The sequence below is a fragment of the Mycetohabitans rhizoxinica HKI 454 genome, assembly GCF_000198775.1.
GTDB lineage: Bacteria > Pseudomonadota > Gammaproteobacteria > Burkholderiales > Burkholderiaceae > Mycetohabitans > Mycetohabitans rhizoxinica.
Map to the genome: position 1 here is coordinate 771382 of NC_014722.1, position 20990 is coordinate 792371.

A 20990-nucleotide genomic window follows, 5' to 3' on the forward strand; every position below is an offset into this window, starting at 1 on the left:
ACGTATACGCAGCGACGCCCACACGCAGCGGTGGGGCGACTGCGCGGGCCGAGCCCCGCCAGAGACGCGCTAACCTTGTGGCCAGGGACGCGCCAGTCTCGTTAAGCGTGCTCGACGAGTCTCGGTTCGTGGGCATGGGCTGCAGCGCGTCCCAATTGCTTTGTCAGCAAGTCGCGATACGGGCCGGGCCGATTCTTCAGCTCGTCCGGCGTGCCATCGTCGATGACCTTGCCCGCGCTCATCACGATGATTCGGTCGAAGTTCTGCAGCGTCGAGAGCCGGTGCGCGATCGCCACCACGGTGCGGCCCCGCATCAGCCGGTCCAGCGCCTGCTGGATCGCTTCCTCGGATGCGCTGTCCAGTGCGGACGTTGCTTCGTCCAGCAGCAGGATCGGGGCGTCCTTCAAAATGGCGCGAGCGATCGCGATGCGTTGGCGCTGTCCGCCAGAGAGCTTGACGCCACGGTCGCCAACGATCGTCTCGAACCCGTCTGGCATGGTCTCGATGAAGTCCGTGCAGCGGGCTTCGCGCGCGGCGGCGAGCACTTCCTCGCGGGACGCCTCGGGCCGGCCATAGGCGATATTCTCATACACGGTTCGATGGAACAGCGAAATATCCTGCGGCACCAGCGCGATGGCGCTGCGCAGGCTGTCCTGCGTGATGCGTGAGATGTCCTGTCCGTCGATCCGGATCACGCCGCCCTGCGGCTCGTAAAAGCGCTGCAGCAGCGCCAGTACGGTGGACTTGCCGGCGCCGGACTTGCCCACCAGCCCAACCCGCTGACCCGGTTCGATATGCAATTCGAAATGATCGAGAATCGGGCGGCGTCGTGGATATGCGAACGTGACCTGCTCGAAATCGACGCACCCCCCATTCGTGCTCAGCTCGGTAGCGTCGTTGCGGTCGGGCATGTCATGCGGCTCGAGCAGCGTCTGCACGGCTTCGGACAGCCTTGCCACATGCTGCGTGACATCCACCAGCGCGACCGCGAGGTCCCGCGTGCCGTGCAGGATCGTGAAGCCCAGCGAACTCACCAGCACGATGTCGCCGGAGGTTGCCTGCCCACGTGTCCATAGCCACAGCGTCCAACCGAGCAGCCCGGCCGAGAGCAGTGCAGTGATCACCGCGTGCAACAGCCGCAGCTTCTCCAGGTACAGCAGGCTTTGCTGGCGTGCGGTCATCTCGGCGTGCACGGTCATGCCGAAGCGCCGCTGCTCGCGCAGCGTCATGCCGAAGGCACGTACCAGCGCCATGTTGCCGATCACGTCGACCAGCTCGCCGTCCACTGACGCGGCGCGCGTCGCGAAGGCCTGATGATGCGCGCTGCCGCGCCGGGCCAGCTTGAACAGCACGATCGCCAGAATGGCGGAGGCCACCAGCAGTGTGCTAGCCATCAGGGGGTTGACCGCGAAAATCATCACGATCGCGCCGCACACGGCGATACAAGGTGGCAACACATTCCACGCCATCATGTTCTCGGCCGTGTAGACCGCGTTGGACGTGGCAGTGATGCGACTGGCTAGCATCCCAGGCTGCTTTTCGGCGAAATAGGTCGGCGAATGGCCGCTCAGGTAGCGGAACAAGTCCTTGCGCAAATCGCCTGTGACGACCACGAACGTATGCGCGGAGATCCCAGCCGCCGACCCGCCATAGCAGGTTGTCAGCGNCAATCAGGCCGAACAGCAGCCCGAACGCGCCCCATACCTCGAGCGGGTGATGGCGGCCGTGACTGAGCACGTCGATTAAATGCTTGATCGCATACTGTGATGCAAGCGCGCAGCCGACCGCCGCGAATACGCTTGCCAATACGGTGGCGTGCGCGACCGGATGACGCCGAATGTAGCGAAACAGGAACGACAGCGGACGATGGGCGTAGCTCGCCAGCCGCGTATTGCGCGCATTGCGTTCGGCCGCCGTCAGGCGCTCATTCTGGTCGGGGTAAAGCGTCGAATCGGTGTTTGCCATGGCGAGTGCGGTGGCCTCGAACAGTGGTGACCCTGGCAGGCGAGCTGCCAAAGACGGGATTGTAAACGCGCCGGGAACGGTTCAGTCGGGCGACGTGCGAATCGGCAGGCCAGGGCACGTATGGTGGTGGACCCCAACGGCAGCCGATCGGGCGTGGCCAGCAAGCGACATTTCATGTCCGTAGGTGACTGTATTTTAAGATACAATGACAAGTCAGCCTGCGCTGACTGCCAGCGCGTCGCGTCGTGTTGCGTTGCGTTAAATCGCGCAGCCCAACGCCCGGCCCGCGTGGCCAGCCCTGCAAACAATCTAAAACAGCCTTTTAAAACAAGGCTTAGCAAAGTGTATCAATACTGTAACAAGGTAAAGACTTTGAAAGGCAGGCAAGGATTTGTGCTATGCGGCATCGATAATCGAGTCCTGGTCAGCCCCTAGATAGTTTTGCCGAACAGTCAACGGCTTGACGTCTTGAGCGTTTATGGCTTGCCCACCGTCGGAAGACGATGGCATTGAGCGCGGCAGACGGATTAGACCGAGAGACTGTACAACCGCACCGTGCCGGTGCGGCAAAACCGGCCGCCGCGCTCGCGCCGATGGCGCAGGCGCGGCGGCCCGGGTGGCAAGCCGGGGGGCCTGAGCCGTATTAAAACGAAGTAGCCACTTCGCCTGACTTTTTTAGGAGTTTACCGACATGCGAATCGCTCAAATCGCGCCGCTGCACGAGGCTGTTCCTCCAAAGCTGTACGGTGGGACCGAGCGCGTCGTGTCCTATCTCACTGAAGCGCTGGTCGAACTCGGACATGATGTGACGCTGTTTGCCAGCGGGGATTCGCAAACGTCGGCCAAGCTCGATGCGGTATGGCCGCAGGCATTGCGACTGGATCCGTCGATCCGCGACACGATGGCGCCGCACATGTTGCTGCTCGAGCAGGTGCGCCGACGCTCGGAAGCGTTCGATGTACTGCATTTCCATATCGACTACTATCCGTTCCCGCTGTTTTCGCGCCAGCCGGTGCCGCATTTGACGACATTGCACGGCCGGCTCGACTTGCCTGAGCTGCAGCCGATCTTCAACGTGTTCAACGACGTGCCGGTCGTGTCGATCTCCGACAACCAGCGCAATCCGTTGCCGCAGGCCAATTGGCTCTCGACCGTACATCATGGCCTGCCCATCGATCTGCTGACGCCCCGCACCGATATCGAGCCGAGCTATCTGGCCTTCCTGGGACGTATTTCGCCGGAAAAGCGCGTAGATACCGCGATCCGGATCGCACAGCAGTGCGGCATGAAGATCAAGATCGCCGCGAAGCTCGACAAGGCCGATCGTGCCTATTACGAGGAACAGGTCAAGCCGCTGATGTCGCTGCCGCACGTCGAGTACATCGGCGAGATCTCGGAAGCCGAGAAGGCCGAGTTTCTGTCGGGCGCGCATGCGTTGTTGTTCCCGATTGACTGGCCGGAGCCGTTCGGCTTAGTCATGATCGAGGCAATGGCTTGCGGCACGCCCGTGATCGCGTTCAAGCGCGGCTCCGTGCCGGAGGTCATCGAGAACGGTGTGTCGGGCTTTGTCGTCGAGGATGAACTGAGCGCGGTGGCTGCGGTGAATCGGCTGCATACGCTGCCGCGCGCCGGCGTACGAGCGGCATTCGAGGCCTGTTTTACGTCGAAGGTGATGGCGCAACGCTACGTCGATGCGTACAAGGCATTGCTGCGCCGCAGCCGTCGTACCGTGCTGCGCGAAGTCGCCGCCGGCTAAGCAAACTGCATCGAGCCGGTTCGACGAGCCTGCTGCATTCCTCCAATGCCCACGGTGTTCGATGCCGTGGGCGTTTTTGTTTGCGCGGCGATTGCCGCATTGCTCCGTAAGAGTCCTTATAATGTGCCGCTGGGGCGATTGCGGCGGCCTGCAGGGCGGCTGTGCGACAAACAGGAGAATAAATTGCCGAGGGACTTGCCGAGGGCAATGCGACCGAACCGCCATACTGTGCCAGGTGCCGCGACGATTTTTGCGTTGCGAGCGATCGGCCTGGCGTTGCTTGCACGCTGGGTGCAGTCGATGTCGCAGATGGGCTTCGTGTCGATGCTGAATGGCGTCGCGTCGTCGCCGTGGGCATGCCTGAACATCATTCTGCTGTTCCTGCTGGTTGCGCTGCCCGGGGCGCAGGCGCGCGTGGAACGGCCATTTCATCCGCTACCCCAATGGTTGAGGCAGGCTTTGCGTTGCTTTGCGCTTGTCTGTTTTCTGTTCGCCGCATGGTCAATCGGGTCGTTCGTTGCCGCGGCCGAACCCAAGGCGACGCTGCATGCCGTGGCAAACAGCAATGGCTGGTTGGCCGTATTGCCTTGGCTATATGTCGCTGTGATTTGGATTTGCCGGCCGCGGCCGCTGTGGCGATCGAATTTCGCGGCGCGGCGGTTTGCGATCGGTCGCTATGCGGTGTCCATCGATCTCGTCACGCGGACCACCGTCGTGTGGGTCGAGAGCCGCAAGGTTGGCCAGTATGACGGCCGAGAGCTGTCGCTGCGCTTGGTCAACGAAGGTGCGCCGATCCGTGCGTGGCGGCGGTGGGTTCATGCCGAGCAGCCGTGTGCCCAGCTATTGTGGAATTCGCCGGCGGCGGCCGGCCACAACCGGCAACGGGTGATGCACGTGGTGCTCAAAAATGACGCGGATTTTGCCGCTAGTCGCGCTTTGGAGAGGGCGCTTGCGTCGCTCAGCGCTGCCTGATCCCTGTCTGCCAACGAATTGGGTGGAACTGCGGATCATGCCGTTTGAGCCCCTTTCGTCTGATAACTTAGCACGCTCGCAAACCCTCGAACGGTTTTAAATTCTCCGTCGCCACGTGCACGGTGTCTTATTGGACCGTTTCGTCGCAGAAAGCCAACATCGGCGCGACGCATAGCGTTGTGGGGTACATGCGCTTTTGCAGGCGCGACGCTCGGGTCAGCATAGTGTTATCCGACTCAGTTCTAATGCGTGCGACGCACTACTGGAGTGTAGCGTGTGCTTTCAGCTAACCTGTCATGCAGCCGCGCTGCGCCGTGTTTGTCTCTTGTTGCCGAGCTTGCCAATGGACCTGGATCTGAACGCCACGTTGAATGATTACCGGAGCTATATCTATGCGTTGGAGGTTTATCAAAAACCTTCGGCCGCGTCGATGCCGCCACAACACAAGCCGGCAGACGTTGCCTTGGCTAATTCGCCAGTTGACAGGCCGACTACGTACAACGACTTGCCGCCTGAAGTGATCCTGCGAATTGGCAGCCATGTGCCGATCCAGGATGTTGGCAGCTTTGGAGCAGTCGATAGTCGAACTTACCATTTAATGAAGGAACGGCGAACGGTTTGGCGATTCTGGCGGCGCGCTGAAAGGGCCGTTAGCCTTTCGGCGGTCAAAACTATTATTTGGGACCTTAGCGGCCTTATCGAGGATCCCGAGCAGCGTGTAGAACCCATTGAAATGCTGCAGCAGCGTCTCAAGGTGCTGCCCCGCGCGGAGCGAGTCGAAGCTTTCCAGTGGCTGTGTGAGGCGACTGATGATATGCCGAAAAAAGGAGCGCAGACACAAAGGGCACTGATGGCAATGCTCGGTGATTTTCCGATCCCTGAGCGTATTCTGTTATTCAACTATCTAAGTGCGAAATTGGCACATCGTAGTCCTGATCAGGAAAATCTCTGGCCAGACCTTGCACTCCAGTTACTGTCTTTTCCACTGACTTCACCCAAGATTTTAGAGGGTTACAATTTTATTTTGGCCAAAACGTCGGACTTACCTGAGTCACAGCAGGCAGAGCTGATTCCGGTCTTGGCTGATTTACTGTTCCAGTTTTTGGATAAGTATGGGTATGCTAACACGCTCGTTCCGCAACTGTATGCTGAGTTGCGCGAAAGGACGTTGCGACTGTCAATGCCATATCAAGGCGCTCCGATTGGCGCATTAGCGGCGGTCTTATCGGCATTGCCAGAATCCGAGCGGTCTGTGCGCTACGCGGAAATGCGCAACGTGGCGATGGCATTGCCTGATGAACCATGGAGCACTGCACTCCTCGGTTTATTTTCAGGATTGCTTGCGTTGCCTAGCCATCGGCACGCTGATGAAATAGCTGTGCTGGAGCGAGGGTTTGCACGCGTGCCGTTGGCGCAGCGGACGCAGGTGGCAGCTGGCTTGTTGGAGTGCGCTTTTTTCATGGATGCCAGCCTATCAAGGCAGGTTTGGCAGCAAGCGCTGAACTTGCTCAATAACGCCGACGAAGACCAACTATATCGAGTTTTCGACGTGCTCAAAAGGAGGGGTATTGTCCTAACTCAGTTGTCCAATGCTAAGCGGGACTTAGCGATCAGCGAGATCCTATCGTATATGAAATACAACAGATTTTCCGAGCAGGGACGCACCCGAATACTCGAAAGTTTGGGGTATAGCAAAGCCTTTGCTGGAGCGTAACCCGGATTCGGATGGTTGCGCTGCACAGCTCACCGTATTTATTACGGGTGTCGTAGGATTTTTGCAGTAATTCAAATCCGATCTGATCTTCGGGTTGTTGCTTTTCCTAGAACAACGATTCTTTTTTATCCAGCCCACGCCGGATATCAAAGTTTTGTGAGACGGGACGGTATGGGAGCATGCCCCTGCCCCTTCACTTGCGCAGGTCCGCTTGGGCATGCAGTGCTTCGTAATTTCATAGTTGACATCGGAATGCGAGCACGTGACCGCGTGCTTCACATTAGTATCGCAAGGGCGAGGTCATGCGAAGGAGGCGCTTGTATGAGGCTAGTCGGGATCACGGCAAAATTACTGAGCTTCGAAGATAAAGAGCCGGTTAACTCAGTGCTGATATCGAAGCCATACAATGTGAAGGGCCGCGTACATGGCGAACTAGCAGGGCTTGAGCGATTACGAAAGGCGTCCATTCAGCCGGAGGCTGGCTCTGTCGACAAAAAAAATGAGCCAAGCAAAGAGCAGTCGGTGTCCGATCCTTGTGAAGACTGGAATTTACAAGGGCAGTATGCTTTTTTCGATGTCAAATATCATCACCAGCAGCATGTGAATATGTGTGGCGACGCAAGCGCAGCAATGCTGTTGAGCTTCTTTGGAAAGAAACCAGTTGATTTGAACAGGAACCCACGGCGTATATGGGAAGGCTTGAATTCTACTCAGCTGATAAATTTATTAGAAAGCCATGGCTTCCGGGTCTCATCAATTCCGCTGCCACCCCGATTTGAGCGGCATCCGAAGGATAGGACGGTGACGGGAGGTTGGGAAAGCTCGCAGTTATGCTCGCTGCTTAATGGTTTTGGTCCAATCATCTGTGGCGGCCGGTGGCCAAGGCATGTGTTCGGTCATTGCATATTGTTAATTGGGGCAACGGAAAACACGGTTGTTTATCACGATCCATGGAGTGGAGCTAAGCGAACCAAAACATTGCAGCAGTTTAATGGTTTTCTAGATTGGGACGATCCCAATGCAATGATCGCGAGCGATAAAGGATTAGCCGCGATGCACGATATTTCCATGCCTATCGTCGAAGAAGGGCCAAGCCAAGGAACCGCCTTCAAGAAGCGTTGACTTACTAACAAGCACCGCGGAAAGGAAATGACACGCAAAGTGCGCATACTGTTAAATTAAGGACAGTTTATAGTCTATTAAGATATTAGATAGCCAAACCAGTGTCCTTTGTCGTGCGAGAGGGATGGCTCGCTTCGCCTTGCTACACGAGCCTTCCAGCGCTCTACCGCTGAGCTAAAACTTTTAAAATTTGCCTCGGAGCGTCCCTAGCGTTGTGGGACGGTTACGGCATCGCTATGTATGTACACATAGCCGTTCGCACCGAAAATTGTCTTCTAACGCGTGAACCGCGCGTCTGCATGAGTGTCTCCGAATTTCCCCATTCGCTCGTTTGGAAGCATCCTCAAACAAAACAGAAAACGAGTGGAGAGTTAGGCCGCGATAGGTGCCTACCGCATGCTTGGTCTAGGCAGGGGTGCAGGGAAAAAATTTTGTTTTGCTTTGCTAATTTATAGTTACGGTCCAGCTACCGAGTGCTGTTCACCCGTAGGGACACTGACACGAATAAGGGCGTTGCAGATGCGTGTGCATGCGTGAACTATATTGCTGTTTGGGGTGGGGCGCTTCATCATGACAGCAACTTGACCTGTAAGGATTGTAATCGTGCGCTTGCATGTCGGGTGGGGGAGTTGATGATGGGCGTATCTAGTCCTGTGACGCAAGCTGCGCACGACGCTGACATAAAGACGGGTTCAATTGATCAGATGGACTGATTAGTATGGTATACTGAATTATCTTGTCTTTTCATTCGATCGCAGTGCGAAATAGGATAAAAGGCAGTATGGTAAATGTAGATGGATGGAGTTGTTAGTTGATTCAACGTATTAAAGCATTATCTGTCGCTGTAGCCGTAGCGCTGACTCAATACGGTTGTGGGAGCGGTGAAGTCGATATGGTCCGTAGTGCTCCATTAGCGGATTACCAAGGGTTTTACACCAATATAGAGCCAGACGGCTCTATATTGTCAACCGCCATCTTTGATGACGGGTCTTTATATGCAATATCGTTTGATAAAGAGGGGAAGGAATTTCACGCGTTACGAGGAACGGTTGAAGGCAGTAACGGTAACCTTTTCGCTTCGGACATCATCGGCTATAGTTTCAATGGTCTAAGACCAGTGCGCGGCCAACTTTCCGGTACATATCGGGCTAAGCAATCCTTAAGCGGCCAAGTTACTTATTCCGAGACGGGGCGGATCATGCCGGTTTCGGTGACCTATGATCCGCGCTATGAGGACACACCAACCCTTGCTAATGCGGCAGGTGTGTATTCGGGCCTGGCCGTCGGAGAATCGGAACGAGGTCAAGCGAACGTCAGCATAACACCGCAAGGCGCGGTGGAAATTTCAGGTCCTAACGATTGTCGAGCGGCTGGAGGAATTACGCCTAAGAAAACTGGCAACGCCTACGATATAACGGTTCGATACGGTCAGATTGCGAGTTGCTCACTGTCTGGCCAAGTGATGACGGGCAGCGTGGTCATTGAGGCTGAGACGGGCCATCTGAACGCTCTCGCAACGAGCGCGGACCGAACCCACCCGCTGTTGTTTACGGGAGGGAAGTAAGCCACAACGGAAGCAAATGACTATAGCTGCGGCGCAGATGCCGTCGTGCGTCTAGGGCATCACGACGTGTGCCGCTTAACACAAAGCTATACAATGCGTTGGATATGGCGCGCTTGCAGCGAACGTAGTTACCGTAGAACGAAGCCAGTACGGCCAATGTCGATGCTTTGCGGTTTGTGCTTCAATGTGGTGCCGTCCCGCAAAGCTTGATAACGTCTTGGCTGCCCAAAATTTTAGTTTCCTGGAGTTGACCCGGTAGTCCCGGACACGGCCTTACACTACAGTTGATGAATCCATGGTGCGTCGAAACTCGCGTGGTGAGCGATATTTCAGCGCGCTATGGGGATGCTTCTCGTTGTAATGCTCGAACGCAATGGCGAGATTGGGCACGGCCGTTGCCGTATCCGGTTTTGGCATGAAAGCCACGTAATCGCGCATCATCGTCTTCACGAAGCTCTCAGCCATGCCGTTACTCTGCGCACTGCACACCGGCGTCATCTACGGCTTCAGGCGATTTCGGTGGCGAAGCGGCGCGTTTCGTCGGCCGTATAACCGCAGCCGTTATCGCTCAGCCCCTCGATTTCCGAGGGTGCTTGCAGCGCGTTGTCGAAGCGGTTTTCGACGGCCGCCAGCATCACATCATGCCATGTTGCCGCTATAGCCAGCCGTCGTCGCCATCCAGCTCATCGCTTCGTGGTCGCAGCAATCCAGTGCGAACGTCATGCGCAGCACCTCGCCATTGTCGCAGCGGAACTCGAAGCCGTCCGAACACCAGCGTTGGTTGCTGTGTTCGACTGCGACCTTGCCATCGTGGCGACGTTGCGCTCGAGGTGGCTGCGGCCTTCGTTGTATCAGCAACGCGTGCGTACGCATGACTCGGTACACGCGCTTGGCGTTGACCGGTGCCACTGCGTTCACGCCGCAGGATGCCCCAGACGCGCCGGTAGCCATAGCTGGGCAACTCAGTCACCACCAGCCGGATTTCCTCGACCAAAGCGCCATCGTCTATCCCGCCACTAGGCCGGACGCGACAGTTTCGCCACCACATTGGAGCGCGTCACGCCGAGAACTTCGCAGACCTGCTTCACGGATCGTCCTGCGGCAGCAAGGGTGAGCGCGCAATCCACTTTTTTGCTCGCCCGTATTCCACTGCCTCGCGCAGAATTTCGTTCTCTAGGCTTTTCTTGCCGAGCAGTCGTTGCAGCTCCCGAACCTGCTTGAGTGCGTCGGTCAATTCCGACGCCGGTGCGACTTCCTCGCCAGCCTTGAGCGCCGACAGGCTCCCGTCCTGATACAGTTTGCGCCAGTGAAATAGCGGGTTCGGATTCATGCCGTGTTAGCGCGCGACCATCGAGACCGATTTCCCTGGCTCGAAGCTCTCCCGCACCATTATCAGCTTTTGCTGGCGCTGACTAGCGTCGTCGCCGCTCCGGGCCCCTCAACACTTCCATCACTTCCTGCCTAGTGTTAGTCACAAACACAGTCTTATGCCTATCCGCTAGTTTAAGTGGCTGGCCGTGTCCGGTGATTCACGGGACTGCTCCACTTCATGATAGTGGAGCCTTGATTTGTAATCCTTGAACTCGTGCTGACCTCGTGTCGGATTCTATTCAATGTAAAGCCGCTTTAAGATACGATGAGTACTAAGCCGCCAATTACCATGGCGCATTTGACAACGCTCCTTGTTATGTGCTCGACAGGGGAATAAAATGGAGTTTTGTGACTAAAGAAAAGCTGTAGTGGATTAGGGAGGGTAATAACCTGAACTAGATAACAACAAATCAGACCGCTATGGTTTGCCAAAGAATGGAGGTCGAGGTTGCAGCGTAACTATTTCAGTTCCACCTTGATCATTTGGAATTTTTTGGATTAACAATGTTTATTTAAATAGAGATGGCTTGAAAGCTAGCGGGGCTTATTGAGAGTTTAATGCCTCTATATATGAGTGATATATTCTACGCGAACGAGGGCAGTCCGTGGCGAGATAGGCTACTCATTGGTACTGTAAAAGCCTCGGGTGGTACGCTGTCCTCTTCGGATGTTATCGACTATGATTTGACCAACGCAGAAACGCATAAAACGATTATTTCTGCAACATACGCGCCGAAGGGCTGGTTAAACGGTACATTAGTCAGCCCGGACGTGGATAGAGAAAGCGTTACTTTTGCAACTACATATGACGAAGACTACGAAAAGATGCCAACTCTTGCTGCGATAACGGGCACTTACAGGGGCACGACCAAAGGGTTAAATACGAGCAATTCTACTGGTGTTTCTATTACAACTGACGGGTATATAGCGTTAGATAGCGGGGCGTGCAAGGCGAAAGGAACAATTGCACATCGTACTTCCGGAAACGCGTATTCGCTGACACTGAATTTTGACGAGTCTCCGTCTTGCACGTACTCTGGCCGGACGCAATCAGGCATCGCGGGGGGGGGGGACAACGGGGTAATCATGGTCGCTCGTGCGGTGGATACGTCACATCCGCTGTTATTTTTGGGAATTAAATAGCAAGAACCGGAGGTTGACCGTCTAATTAAAATTAGATCGGCGAGCGGGCAGCTTTTACAATTGCCGCCCGCACTATGCTCTTGTCAGCAGTGTGTTGATTATTGTGCTTGTGAGGCTATCTCCAATTAAGGCCGTTCCTCCTAATCTTTGATACTGCAAAGCATGCCGATGTACGCCTGGGTGAGCCGCTAACCGCCATCAGTCAGTCCATGTCTAGCGGTTCGCGCTCCGGGCGGCGACGGTAATGGCTCTGTTACCATTTCCGGCCTACGCCCTTCGCGCTGCGCAGTGGCGGAGCGTGGCGGGCCATATACGGGGAGTCCATGTTCAATCGCGAAGTCGTGCAGATCGTCGAAGTGCTGGGGCGTGCCACGCAGGGTATCACCCAGCCATTTATCTGCCGGGGCGACGACAATCAGCTATATTTTGTAAAGGGGCTTCATGCTGGGCGCCGGAGTCTGGTCGCCGAGTGGCTCGGGAGTGCGATGGCCGAAGCGTTCGGGTTACCCGTTGCACCGTTTCGGATTGCGCAGGTGGCCGACGAACTGATCCAAATCGGCCCTTCACATTTCGCCGAACTTGGCGCAGGCTATGTATTTGCGTCCTGCGCGGTGCCAAACGCACTAGAGATGTCATGGACGCTGCTTGGCAATGTCGATCCCAAACTGCAGTTGGACGTCATCGTGTTCGACTGGTGGATTCGGAACCAGGACCGGACGCTGACCGAGAAAGGCGGCAATCCAAATTTGCTTTGGGACCCGGGAGCAAGTCGAATGTTAGTGATTGATCAAAACCAGGCATTCGATCCCTATTTCGACGGGGCAGCCTTTCTCGAGCTTCACCCGTTCTCCCAGGTATGGCGCAGCGTCTATGAGGACTTCGTGACCCGGCAGATTTACGAGATGAGGATGCTAAACGCGCTCAAACAGTTCGAGTGCGCGTGCGATAAAATGCCAGCTTCGTGGTCTATCGTCGGTGATGACGTGCCGCTCGGGTTCACGCCTGACGAGGCATACAGCCTGCTGCTTAGGTATTGCCACGAGGATTTTTGGAAACCATAATGAAACACGCGTGCCGTTACGCCATTGTCCGCTTCATGCCTTATCTGGAGACGGGTGAGTTCGCGAACGTGGGACTCCTGCTGATGAGCCCCACAGCGAGGTTCTTTGGTTTTCGCATGCTCGATAGCGTGCGGCGGGTGACCGCGTTCTTTGACGAACTTGACCCGAATATCTTCCGCCGTGCGAGGAAAACCTATCAACAAGAGCTGACGCGTATCGGCACGTCTATCGAACATGCGTTCTGCAATGTATCGCACGGTTCGGGTCCGGACTATGCGAAATTCGCGTTCACCGAACTGGTGAAGCCGCGGCAGGCGATCATGTATGCCGATGCGGAACGGGCGGTCTTGGCGGAGGATCCGGCCGAGAAGCTGCTCGAGCTTTTTGATCACTATGTTGGCCGTGTGTTCGTGACCCGGGCCTATCAGGAGCGGGAAGTCGAAAAGGACGTGCAGCGCATTCTAAAATCCGCAGAACTGGCTGCGCTGTACAAACAGCAGGTGTTGATCGGCGATGACGCCTACCGCGCAAGGTTGCCGTTCGCACGGGTAAACGAGCACGGCCAGGCGATACGTGCGATCAAGCCGCTGTTTCTCGCGCATGACGACCCCTCACGGCTGTACGACCATGGCTGGGACTGGCTGGGCAAGGTCAAGAAGCTGCGTCGCGACGACAAGCTCATTGGCGACGTTATGTTTGCTGTCCGGCGTCCGATAGAGGAATTTGGGCCGCACGCAGCTGCCTTCGCTGATGTAAAGCAGGATTTGGAACGCGAGGATTTTATCTCAGTGGTATCTGACAGCGACGAACGTAGCATCCTCGCCTTTGCTCGCGATTGAGCTACAGATGGGTACCGGCGCCTCGGCCGTACCGGCCATAGGCGACCGTCTGGCTTAATCGGTCAATACATGTATGTCGAGGCACGATGCAAAGGCACGCACGACCTGATGCGTGTCGTGCCGGAATTTGCCGCCGTTTCGACCGACACGCGTTTCGCCGTAAGCAACGAGGTTTTCGCGAGGATGACGGATGATCAATAGAGGGGCGTCTCGAGAGGCGTTCCCATTCTTTGCGGGCTACGCTGAGAGCGTGCCCTATAGTGTCGACTCACGGTTCACAGTAGACTCGAATCTTTGGCTATCCGGCGGCCCTGATCAACAGCAATGATCTCGCTGCTGATCGCTGAGACTTGTATTGCGCGAGCGGATCCATCCCGATCTTGTGTACTTTCAAGATTTTGCTGGCCTCGCCTTCTTTTGTGATGAGATTTCCTCGGCGTACCGTTTCAGGAGATCGCCGAAGGTATTCCGCTCAGTTTCCGATCGGTCAATGAATACCCCGGTCCATCTCGGACTCGGCACGCCGCGCCCAAGCTTCATCGGTGGCCTTGATATCGAAACTGCGAGACAGCGACAGCCACTCGCGTCGCCGAGTTTGCGCTTTCCAGTACTGTCCTCCTTGCCGAATCGTCGCCATGCAAATGCCTCGCCAAGTGAACCGTGGCAAATTTGTGGCAAACCACCCGATTCAGGGGAGGACAGAAATCGAATGAGGAGGGTGTTCGATCGGGAGGCTTGCTGACATTGTCGCAAGTCGCGTATCTGTGCCGCGCTCCTGGAGCGAGCGAAGCAAAGCGACGAGTGCCAGTGACAACGACGCACGCCAGAGACCGAAGGAGCAGAGCGCTCCTACAAGACAGGGGCGATAGTGAGCCTTCATGATAGTGGAGCCTTGATTTGTAATCCTTGAACTCGTGCTGACCCCGTGTCGGATTCTATTCAATGTAAAGCCGCTTTGAGATACGATGAATATTAAGCCGCCAATTACCATGGCTCATTTGACAACGCTCCTTGTTATGCGCTCGAAGGGGAAATATAATAAAAAACTTGTGAATCAATAATAATATTAATTACATGCATCAGAGATTAATTTTTATAGCTGTTGCCTCTATCATAAGTGGATGCGTTCATACCACAGCGAATCCTGTACAAGTGGCACAAATCGGCGACGAGAGCAAGAGCTGCCGAGCAATCGTCAACGAAATAGAAGAAATGAAGGCGCTAATACTTTCTACTCAAAGTGAGGGTAATGTTAAGACGGCCAAGAACGTGGGTTTGGGGGTGGCAGGTGCGTTCCTGCTTGTGCCATGGTTCTTTATGGATCTAGGGAACGCTCCTACAGTCGAGCAGAAAGCCGCGCAAGCGCGAATTAAGCGGCTTACAGCTTTGTATGAAGACAAAAAATGCGCAGGTCCAACTACGGATAGTGCAATAGCACCTGCGCCTGCAAGCAGTGCGGCGGCATTGAATAGCATACAATGATCGAAGGCGGCCTTACTTCACACTATTACCTGAACCACGTCTTCATGTTGTCAGCAGGGTGTTGACTATTGTGGTCGATCAGGAAAAAACGTCGGGTCAAGCGTTTGCTCCATCGACCACGGGCAGGTCTCGGGGAAAGTCGTGTATGACAGCCCCGTTTCTTTAGACGCCGCCTCGACGGCGTCATCCCAAGCGTCGGCCCACCAGTCAGGATCATTAAGCGACGCTTTAAGGCTAGGTGTTTTACGGATACGTCGTTCAATGCCGTTGCGTTGAGTATGAATCTTCGCTTCCCAACTTGCGCCGCGACGCTTGGATTGGAACTCCCATTTCAGCAAGTGTGCGAGCAGTATGGCCATCCGGTTCGCCAGTTCGCGTTGTTCGCTCTTACCCACGTCCTCAATTTCCTCCGCGATGTGTTCTATATCGATGGCGGATAGCTTGCCCGCACGCAATAGTGCAGCTTGCTCGTTGGCCCACGCTATTACATCTTCATCGTAGCTCGTTCCCATCAGTCATCTCCCTCGGTTAGGGGGCTTCTATCAAGCTTACCAATTATCCATCATAGAGCCATCAATTAGCCGTCATCTGACGCCATGGGTTAGATGGTGGCCGGTGATACAAATGCTATGTCTAAGATTGCTCAATCAGCGCCCGTTCATCATATGTGGCCCCCACGTAAAGCTGTTGACGGCCCCTACAGCGGCTTCGCTGCTTCCGGGAGGGGTAAGCTTTAGCAGTCCTTTGCAGGCCTGACGTGGCCCTTACACCTGCCGCCCGAATCACACCACGCGCCCGATGACAGCGAACCCCCGCTGATCATTCGCGTCTTCTATCGGTACCTCATACGGCGGGTAGTCTGGGTTCGCAGAGATTACCCGAAGAAAGGGGCCGTGCAAGCGTTGCAGCCGCTTCACAAGTACCTGACCGTCCACTCGAATAACGTAGATGCCATCCTGCGGCGACGTGAACGCATGATTGATAAGAATATTGTCACCGTCGTGCAGCACAGGGTACATAGAATCCCCGTGCACTCGTAGCACGCTCAAATCCTCAGGGCGGGCGTGTAGGTAGTTCTCTACCCAATAGCGCCGGAACGCCATTGTGAATTTAGCCTTCTCATCGTCCGGCCAAAGTCCGGTCGCTGTCTCTTGAAGATCATAGCGGGGGACATACACGAACTCATCCAAAACTTTTCGTAACGTGTCATCGCTCGCCCACGAACGCCAGAAGACGGCCGCGCTTGCGCGATCATTGGCCGTGTCACAAGCCGCCTTCTATGTATATGTCAGTGCCTCGAAGCGGACGCAGGCGCGGGCCGCCAACCAACCGTAAAGCGATTAACAATGCGCTCAACGCAAACCCTGATTGGCGCGACATGCCTATTCCTGATTCTGTGTTTAACAGCTTGTATGCGAACCGCCCCCGCATCCTATCGCGGCCTGCCAGCGGCGTCACTGTTCGCTGATTGTCCGGAGCTGACGCCGCCGACTTGCCGGACGCTCGGCGGGATGGTGCAATCCATTCTCGACTACCAGACTGCCCTAGACCGCTGTAATGATGACAAGGCGGCGCTCCGAGCCTGGGCTGAGCGGGAAATGGAAAACTAGCCGAGCTTCCTGGCAAGGTCAGCCGCACGTAGATGCGTGTAGCGCTGGAGCATGGAGAGCGTCTTATGTCCGGTGATGCTGGCGACCTCCATCGAATTAAGCCCCTTTTCAAAAGAACCGGCTTGTCACCTCGTGACGAAGATCATGAAGGCGAAGGTCCACGATCTTGGCACGAGCGCGCGCTCGACGGTAAGTGCATTTGATTGCCTCCGTACTCAGGCCGGGGAATACCAGGCCAGTGCGCTCCGTTGCAATGCCACTGAGTACTTTAACGGCACGGCTAGAAAGCGCCACGGGGCGACCGTCGCCATTTTTAGAGTCGGGCAACCACAGCGTTTGGTTGTTAAGGTCAATATTGGGCCGGTGTATCCCCACGACTTCGCTGCGGCGCATGCCCGTCTCGATTGCCAGCAGGACGGCGGGGTAAAGAAACTTATTGCGGGCACGTGGGCACGCGTGCAGCAACAAAGCTTCTTCGCCGCTTTCCATGCGGCGACTCCGCGGTCTGTTGTGCTTCGGGCGGCGGATGCGGCTGACCGGGTTGACCGGAAGGTAGACGCGCCACTCGATCATGGCCGTCGAGAATACGTGCGACAGTAAATTCAGTTCGCGATTGATTGTGCTGCCGCTGACTGTTTTCAACCGTTCGTCTCGCCACGCAGCCAGTACGTCCGGTGTCACGTTGGCGACGGCGTACTTGCACAAAGGCCACTTGAGCATGCTGTGGATACGCTTTGCCTCCGCTGCGCCACTTTTTTTGGTCGGGGACACGCGTATTGCGTATTTCTTAAGAAGATCGCCTAAGGTGGTTTCGCGGGCTATTGAAGTGTCTACGAATGTCCCCCAACGTATATTTTCTTCAATAGAACGCGCCCAATCTTCAGCCTCGGCTTTAGTCGGGAATGACTTGGATTGAGAAGGGAATCCCTTTCGACGGACCTTGGCTTGCCAGCGGTACCGAGCTGAACGATCGTCGCGACGAGTGATAGTCGCCATGCAAAACGCCTTCTATTGTGTCCCCGGAGTGTCCCCAAGGCCAAACTAGAAGGCGCTTAGCATGCTTAACTGCTTGAATTCATTGGTGGGTAGTACTGGGATCGAACCAGTGACCCCTGCCGTGTGAAGGCAGTGCTCTACCGCTGAGCTAACCACCCAACTGAGTCAGCGATTATGACAGGACTTGCAGGATCCGTAAAGCGCTTTTCACAGGCTCGGGCTGCGTTATCGGTATTCGGTGCTCGACCGGGTCCGCAGTGGCACCGGCCTGCTCGCGTGTTAATCACGTGCGTATCCGTCGACACCGCACCGACGCGCGCGGCACGCCGCCGTATCACGCGGCAGCCGCGGGGGCGGCTTCACTCACCGACTGCGGCGGCTCCCGCCATACGCACGGCCCTTTGCGTGCTTTGTCGAGTTCGTCGAGCACACCCGCGTGGGCGGCAAGCTCGTCATCGCTCGCACTGATGACGGGCAACTCAAACTGGGCGAGCGACACGCGCGTCGTGGCTACCGATCCTGAGCCCGGCGTGTCGGCCAGCATGTCGATGACCAGGCTTTCCTGGCCGCGTGTCATCGCTAGGTAGACGTCGGCCAGCAATTCCGCATCGAGCAGCGCGCCATGCAGCGTGCGGTGCGCATTGCTAATGCCGAAGCGCTCGCACAGGGCGTCCAGTGAGTTACGCTTGCCGGGAAACATCGCCTTGGCCTGCACTAGCGTGTCGATCACTTCGCCACAATGATCGCAAAACGGCGGCAGTCCCAGCATCGCAAATTCCGCGTTGAGAAAGCCGATGTCGAACGGCGCGTTATGAATGATGATGTCGGCATCCTTGACGAAATCGCGCAGCGCATCGGCAATTTCCGCGAATTTCGGCTTGTCGCGCAGGAACTCGGTAGTCAATCCATGCACGGCCAACGCGCCGGGATCGCTGTCGCGCTCCGGATTGACGTAAAAGTGCAGGTTGTTGCCGGTCAGCTGCCGATTGACGATTTCGACGCAGCCGATTTCAATGATCCGGTCTCCGCCTTTGGCGTTTAGGCCAGTGGTTTCGGTGTCGAGAACAAGAAGACGCATGGTGGGATTGCCTGTTCAGAAAAGTTTAGCGCGCGGCGCGTCCGCACGCGGCTCACGCTTGCTCGAGCGATGTCACGCCTCGGTTGGCCAGTGCGTCGGCCCGCTCGTTTTCCGGATGGCCGGCGTGGCCGCGGACCCAGCGCCATTCGATCTCGTGCAGCACGCTCAGCGCATCGAGACGTTGCCATAGATCGGCGTTCTTGACCGGTGTTTTCGCGGCAGTCATCCAATTCTTCTTCTTCCAGCCGTGAATCCATTCGCTGATGCCTTTTTGCACGTACTGCGAGTCGGTATGGACGACCGCCTTGCAGGGCCGCTTCAGCGCCTCGAGCGCGGCGATCACGGCCATCAGCTCCATTCGGTTGTTGGTCGTCGAGCGCTCGCCGCCAAACAGCTCTTTTTCCTGCGTGCCGAAGCGCAGCAGTGCGCCCCAGCCGCCCGGACCCGGGTTGCCTTTGCATGCGCCGTCCGTGTAAATCTCAATGAGGGTGTTGGATTCCATAAGTTCGTCGATAGGGTGGCACGCAACGCCGGCGCACGCCGGCGTTGTCAGTTAGCGTTTGGCGTCGCAACCGGATTCAGCGCCGGCGTGAGCGCCTGTTTTTTGATTTTGGCCGGGCCGATTAGCCGCATGCCATGCACCCGCTTGATCGCGGTGATCATGTATGCCGCGCCGAAAATCGGCCACCAGCGATCGCCGGCCGCTTCCATGAACGCATACCGCGCGAGCCACTTCTCGGTGTCCACCGGCGGACGGTAGCAGCCGAAGCGGCCACGATCCAGTTCGAAGCCGAGCAATTTGATCCAGTCCTTCATTCTCGTGAAGGCGATCAGGTCGTGTGCCGCTGGCACGAACGCATGGCCGCCGCGGCGGCTGATCGACTGCCGCATGCCCCATAGGCTCAGCGAGTTGAAACCGACGATCACTAGTCGTCCCTCTGGCACGAGGACGCGTTCGGCTTCGCGCAGCAGCCGATGCGGATCGTGCGTGAACTCGAGCGTGTGCGGCAGGATCAGCAGATCCACGCTCTGCGACTCGAACGGCAGGTCCAGGAAATCGCACCAAAGCGTTTCGCGTTGCGGCGGCGCGTGGCGCTGGCCGGTATCGGCGGCGCCATGGCTATTCTGGCCCGGCAATCGATAGGGCGCGCTCGCGCCGCTGGCCGCGTCCAGCACCAGGCCGCGGCATGGCATGCGGTTCTCGCGCAACGCATCGAGCTGGGGCAAGCCCAACTGCAGCGCGTAATAGCCGAACATGTCGGACACCAGGCGATCGAGTTGGCTTTGCTCCCACGCGAGCACGTATCGCCCCGGTGGTGATTCGGTCCAGGTTGGCCAGTCTATAATCGGTCGGTTCGACATTGTATCTATGGGTCCTGCGCGATGAACGTACCGTTGGAAGCCAGATCAGCCCGTGACGCCGGTGGCGGGTTGCAATACATCCCGGTTCCGGCGTTCGAGGACAACTATATCTGGGTCATCTCGAACGGATGTGACGCTGCAGTGGTCGATCCCGGCGATGCCGCGCCGGTCGCCGACTTCCTGCAGCGACAAGGCTTGCGGCTGACCGCTATTTTACTCACCCACCACCATGCCGACCATGTCGGCGGAGTGGCCACGTTGATCCAGACGTGTGGCGCACACGGCGCGGTTCCGGTATACGGTCCGGGCAGCGAGACCATTCAGGTAGTCACGGACCCGCTCGCGGGTGGGGACGAAATCCGGATCGAGCCGCTTCGGTTGGTATTGTCCGTGATTGACGTACCCGGGCATACACGTGGGCATATCGCCTATTTCGCAGCGGCCGGCGAGGATCCCGTGCCGCACCTGCTGTGCGGCGACACGCTATTTGCCAGTGGTTGCGGGCGTTTGTTCGAGGGCACGCCGCAGCAGATGCTTGCCTCGCTGGACGCGCTGGCGGCGCTGCCCGACGCCACCGAAGTGCATTGCGCGCACGAATACACGCTGTCCAATATTGCATTCGCGCTCGCGGTGGAGCCGGACAACGCAGATTTGCTCGTCTGGCGGGACCGGGCGCAGGGTTTACGCGCTGATGGGGTGGCGACGGTGCCGACTACGGTGGGTCATGAGAAGCGCGTCAATCCATTCCTGCGCGCCCATCTGCCGTCGATCCGGCAGCAACTGGCCGACAAACGTCATGTGCACGTCAGCGGGCGGCTCGACACCTTTGCTGCGTTGCGCGAATGGAAGAACGTCTTTCGCTGACGTCAACCGCGTCGGTGAATCCGGACGTCATCATTTATTCCAACGACGCCGCATGTCGAGACCCTCACATCGATGGCGGATTGCACACGAA

18 protein-coding genes, 1 tRNA gene and 2 pseudogenes are annotated in these 20990 nt (G+C 56.9%); 11 read left to right on the forward strand and 10 right to left on the reverse strand.

The window, feature by feature from the left end:
* Positions 1-101 precede the first annotated feature (101 nt).
* Positions 102-1965 (reverse strand): annotated as a pseudogene (locus tag RBRH_RS03470) (ABC transporter ATP-binding protein).
* Positions 1966-2656: 691 nt separating this feature from the next.
* Between RBRH_RS03470 and RBRH_RS03475 the strand changes: the two are divergent.
* The 5 genes from RBRH_RS03475 (at position 2657) to RBRH_RS18620 (ending at position 9093) form a co-directional block, all read left to right on the forward strand.
* Entirely contained in the window at positions 2657-3721 is a 1065-nt protein-coding gene (locus tag RBRH_RS03475; protein ID WP_013434574.1) for a glycosyltransferase family 4 protein, read from the forward strand.
* Between the two features lie 207 nt (positions 3722-3928).
* On the forward strand, positions 3929-4693 hold the full coding sequence (locus tag RBRH_RS03480; RefSeq protein WP_041754104.1) for a hypothetical protein: 765 nt from the start codon (positions 3929-3931) through the stop codon (positions 4691-4693).
* A 343-nt stretch (positions 4694-5036) separates the two neighbouring features.
* Positions 5037-6407: an F-box protein gene (locus RBRH_RS03485; RefSeq protein WP_041753184.1), complete on the forward strand. Its 1371-nt coding sequence runs from the start codon at positions 5037-5039 to the stop codon at positions 6405-6407.
* Positions 6408-6728: 321 nt separating this feature from the next.
* Positions 6729-7529: a papain-like cysteine protease family protein gene (locus RBRH_RS16985; RefSeq protein WP_157864331.1), complete on the forward strand. Its 801-nt coding sequence runs from the start codon at positions 6729-6731 to the stop codon at positions 7527-7529.
* Between the two features lie 811 nt (positions 7530-8340).
* Positions 8341-9093: a hypothetical protein gene (locus RBRH_RS18620; protein ID WP_013434579.1), complete on the forward strand. Its 753-nt coding sequence runs from the start codon at positions 8341-8343 to the stop codon at positions 9091-9093.
* A gap of 273 nt (positions 9094-9366) precedes the next feature.
* Here the strand turns inward: RBRH_RS18620 and RBRH_RS16990 are convergent.
* Positions 9367-10544 (reverse strand): annotated as a pseudogene (locus RBRH_RS16990) (IS3 family transposase).
* Between the two features lie 490 nt (positions 10545-11034).
* Here RBRH_RS16990 and RBRH_RS18625 point away from each other — a divergent pair.
* The 3 genes from RBRH_RS18625 (at position 11035) to RBRH_RS03505 (ending at position 13507) form a co-directional block, all read left to right on the forward strand.
* On the forward strand, positions 11035-11607 hold the full coding sequence (locus RBRH_RS18625) for a hypothetical protein (protein WP_157864332.1): 573 nt from the start codon (positions 11035-11037) through the stop codon (positions 11605-11607).
* Positions 11608-11930: 323 nt separating this feature from the next.
* A complete protein-coding gene (locus RBRH_RS03500; protein WP_013434584.1) occupies positions 11931-12668 on the forward strand; it encodes a HipA family kinase in 738 nt (245 codons plus the stop codon).
* A complete protein-coding gene (locus RBRH_RS03505; RefSeq protein ID WP_041753185.1) occupies positions 12668-13507 on the forward strand; it encodes a DUF3037 domain-containing protein in 840 nt (279 codons plus the stop codon). The genes RBRH_RS03500 and RBRH_RS03505 overlap by 1 nt, the downstream gene beginning before the upstream one ends.
* 487 nt (positions 13508-13994) lie before the next feature.
* On the opposite strand, the gene RBRH_RS18630 is transcribed toward RBRH_RS03505, so the two are convergent.
* Positions 13995-14144, reverse strand: coding sequence for a hypothetical protein (locus RBRH_RS18630; RefSeq protein ID WP_157864333.1), 150 nt, complete (start codon positions 14142-14144; stop codon positions 13995-13997).
* A 437-nt stretch (positions 14145-14581) separates the two neighbouring features.
* Here RBRH_RS18630 and RBRH_RS03515 point away from each other — a divergent pair, with 437 nt between their 5' ends.
* Positions 14582-14989, forward strand: a complete 408-nt coding sequence (locus RBRH_RS03515; protein WP_013434589.1) for a hypothetical protein — start codon at positions 14582-14584, stop codon at positions 14987-14989.
* Positions 14990-15054: 65 nt separating this feature from the next.
* On the opposite strand, the gene RBRH_RS03520 is transcribed toward RBRH_RS03515, so the two are convergent.
* Together RBRH_RS03520 and RBRH_RS03525 are read right to left on the reverse strand one after the other, a co-directional pair.
* On the reverse strand, positions 15055-15501 hold the full coding sequence (locus tag RBRH_RS03520; protein ID WP_013434590.1) for a DUF29 domain-containing protein: 447 nt from the start codon (positions 15499-15501) through the stop codon (positions 15055-15057).
* A gap of 270 nt (positions 15502-15771) precedes the next feature.
* Positions 15772-16179 carry a S24 family peptidase gene (locus RBRH_RS03525; RefSeq protein WP_013434591.1) on the reverse strand — a complete coding sequence of 136 codons (408 nt, stop codon included), beginning with the start codon at positions 16177-16179 and terminating at the stop codon, positions 15772-15774.
* Between the two features lie 156 nt (positions 16180-16335).
* Here RBRH_RS03525 and lysC point away from each other — a divergent pair, with 156 nt between their 5' ends.
* On the forward strand, positions 16336-16599 hold the full coding sequence (gene lysC / locus RBRH_RS21540; RefSeq protein ID WP_013434593.1) for an Rz1-like lysis system protein LysC: 264 nt from the start codon (positions 16336-16338) through the stop codon (positions 16597-16599).
* A gap of 108 nt (positions 16600-16707) precedes the next feature.
* On the opposite strand, the gene RBRH_RS03540 is transcribed toward lysC, so the two are convergent.
* The 5 genes from RBRH_RS03540 to RBRH_RS03560 form a co-directional block, all read right to left on the reverse strand.
* The gene (locus RBRH_RS03540; RefSeq protein ID WP_013434595.1) at positions 16708-17595 is read right to left on the reverse strand and encodes a tyrosine-type recombinase/integrase; all 888 of its coding nucleotides are present in this window, start codon (positions 17593-17595) and stop codon (positions 16708-16710) included.
* A gap of 83 nt (positions 17596-17678) precedes the next feature.
* Positions 17679-17753: transfer RNA gene (locus tag RBRH_RS03545), tRNA-Val, on the reverse strand.
* A 176-nt stretch (positions 17754-17929) separates the two neighbouring features.
* Positions 17930-18673, reverse strand: coding sequence for a DNA polymerase III subunit epsilon (gene dnaQ, locus RBRH_RS03550; RefSeq protein ID WP_013434596.1), 744 nt, complete (start codon positions 18671-18673; stop codon positions 17930-17932).
* A 52-nt stretch (positions 18674-18725) separates the two neighbouring features.
* Complete coding sequence (rnhA, locus tag RBRH_RS03555) at positions 18726-19175, reverse strand: ribonuclease HI (protein ID WP_013434597.1); 450 nt, start codon at positions 19173-19175, stop codon at positions 18726-18728.
* Between the two features lie 47 nt (positions 19176-19222).
* Positions 19223-20035 carry a class I SAM-dependent methyltransferase gene (locus RBRH_RS03560; RefSeq protein ID WP_013434598.1) on the reverse strand — a complete coding sequence of 271 codons (813 nt, stop codon included), beginning with the start codon at positions 20033-20035 and terminating at the stop codon, positions 19223-19225.
* Between the two features lie 21 nt (positions 20036-20056).
* On the opposite strand from RBRH_RS03560, the gene gloB reads away from it, so the two are divergent.
* Positions 20057-20899 carry a hydroxyacylglutathione hydrolase gene (gloB, locus tag RBRH_RS03565; RefSeq protein WP_013434599.1) on the forward strand — a complete coding sequence of 281 codons (843 nt, stop codon included), beginning with the start codon at positions 20057-20059 and terminating at the stop codon, positions 20897-20899.
* Positions 20900-20990 lie beyond the last annotated feature (91 nt).

What these genes read in the sequence shown, in the direction of transcription:
- RBRH_RS03515 (WP_013434589.1), top strand. Translation starts at nt 14,582, where the DNA reads ATGCATCAGAGATTAATTTTTATAGCTGTTGCCTCTATCATAAGTGGA.
- RBRH_RS03520 (WP_013434590.1), bottom strand. Translation starts at nt 15,501, where the DNA reads ATGGGAACGAGCTACGATGAAGATGTAATAGCGTGGGCCAACGAGCAA.
- RBRH_RS03475 (WP_013434574.1), top strand. Translation starts at nt 2,657, where the DNA reads ATGCGAATCGCTCAAATCGCGCCGCTGCACGAGGCTGTTCCTCCAAAG.
- dnaQ (WP_013434596.1), bottom strand. Translation starts at nt 18,673, where the DNA reads ATGCGTCTTCTTGTTCTCGACACCGAAACCACTGGCCTAAACGCCAAA.
- RBRH_RS03480 (WP_041754104.1), top strand. Translation starts at nt 3,929, where the DNA reads ATGCGACCGAACCGCCATACTGTGCCAGGTGCCGCGACGATTTTTGCG.
- RBRH_RS03560 (WP_013434598.1), bottom strand. Translation starts at nt 20,035, where the DNA reads ATGTCGAACCGACCGATTATAGACTGGCCAACCTGGACCGAATCACCA.
- RBRH_RS03485 (WP_041753184.1), top strand. Translation starts at nt 5,037, where the DNA reads ATGGACCTGGATCTGAACGCCACGTTGAATGATTACCGGAGCTATATC.
- RBRH_RS03500 (WP_013434584.1), top strand. Translation starts at nt 11,931, where the DNA reads ATGTTCAATCGCGAAGTCGTGCAGATCGTCGAAGTGCTGGGGCGTGCC.
- RBRH_RS18630 (WP_157864333.1), bottom strand. Translation starts at nt 14,144, where the DNA reads ATGGCGACGATTCGGCAAGGAGGACAGTACTGGAAAGCGCAAACTCGG.
- gloB (WP_013434599.1), top strand. Translation starts at nt 20,057, where the DNA reads ATGAACGTACCGTTGGAAGCCAGATCAGCCCGTGACGCCGGTGGCGGG.
- RBRH_RS16985 (WP_157864331.1), top strand. Translation starts at nt 6,729, where the DNA reads ATGAGGCTAGTCGGGATCACGGCAAAATTACTGAGCTTCGAAGATAAA.
- lysC (WP_013434593.1), top strand. Translation starts at nt 16,336, where the DNA reads ATGCGCTCAACGCAAACCCTGATTGGCGCGACATGCCTATTCCTGATT.
- RBRH_RS18625 (WP_157864332.1), top strand. Translation starts at nt 11,035, where the DNA reads ATGAGTGATATATTCTACGCGAACGAGGGCAGTCCGTGGCGAGATAGG.
- rnhA (WP_013434597.1), bottom strand. Translation starts at nt 19,175, where the DNA reads ATGGAATCCAACACCCTCATTGAGATTTACACGGACGGCGCATGCAAA.
- RBRH_RS03505 (WP_041753185.1), top strand. Translation starts at nt 12,668, where the DNA reads ATGAAACACGCGTGCCGTTACGCCATTGTCCGCTTCATGCCTTATCTG.
- RBRH_RS03540 (WP_013434595.1), bottom strand. Translation starts at nt 17,595, where the DNA reads ATGGCGACTATCACTCGTCGCGACGATCGTTCAGCTCGGTACCGCTGG.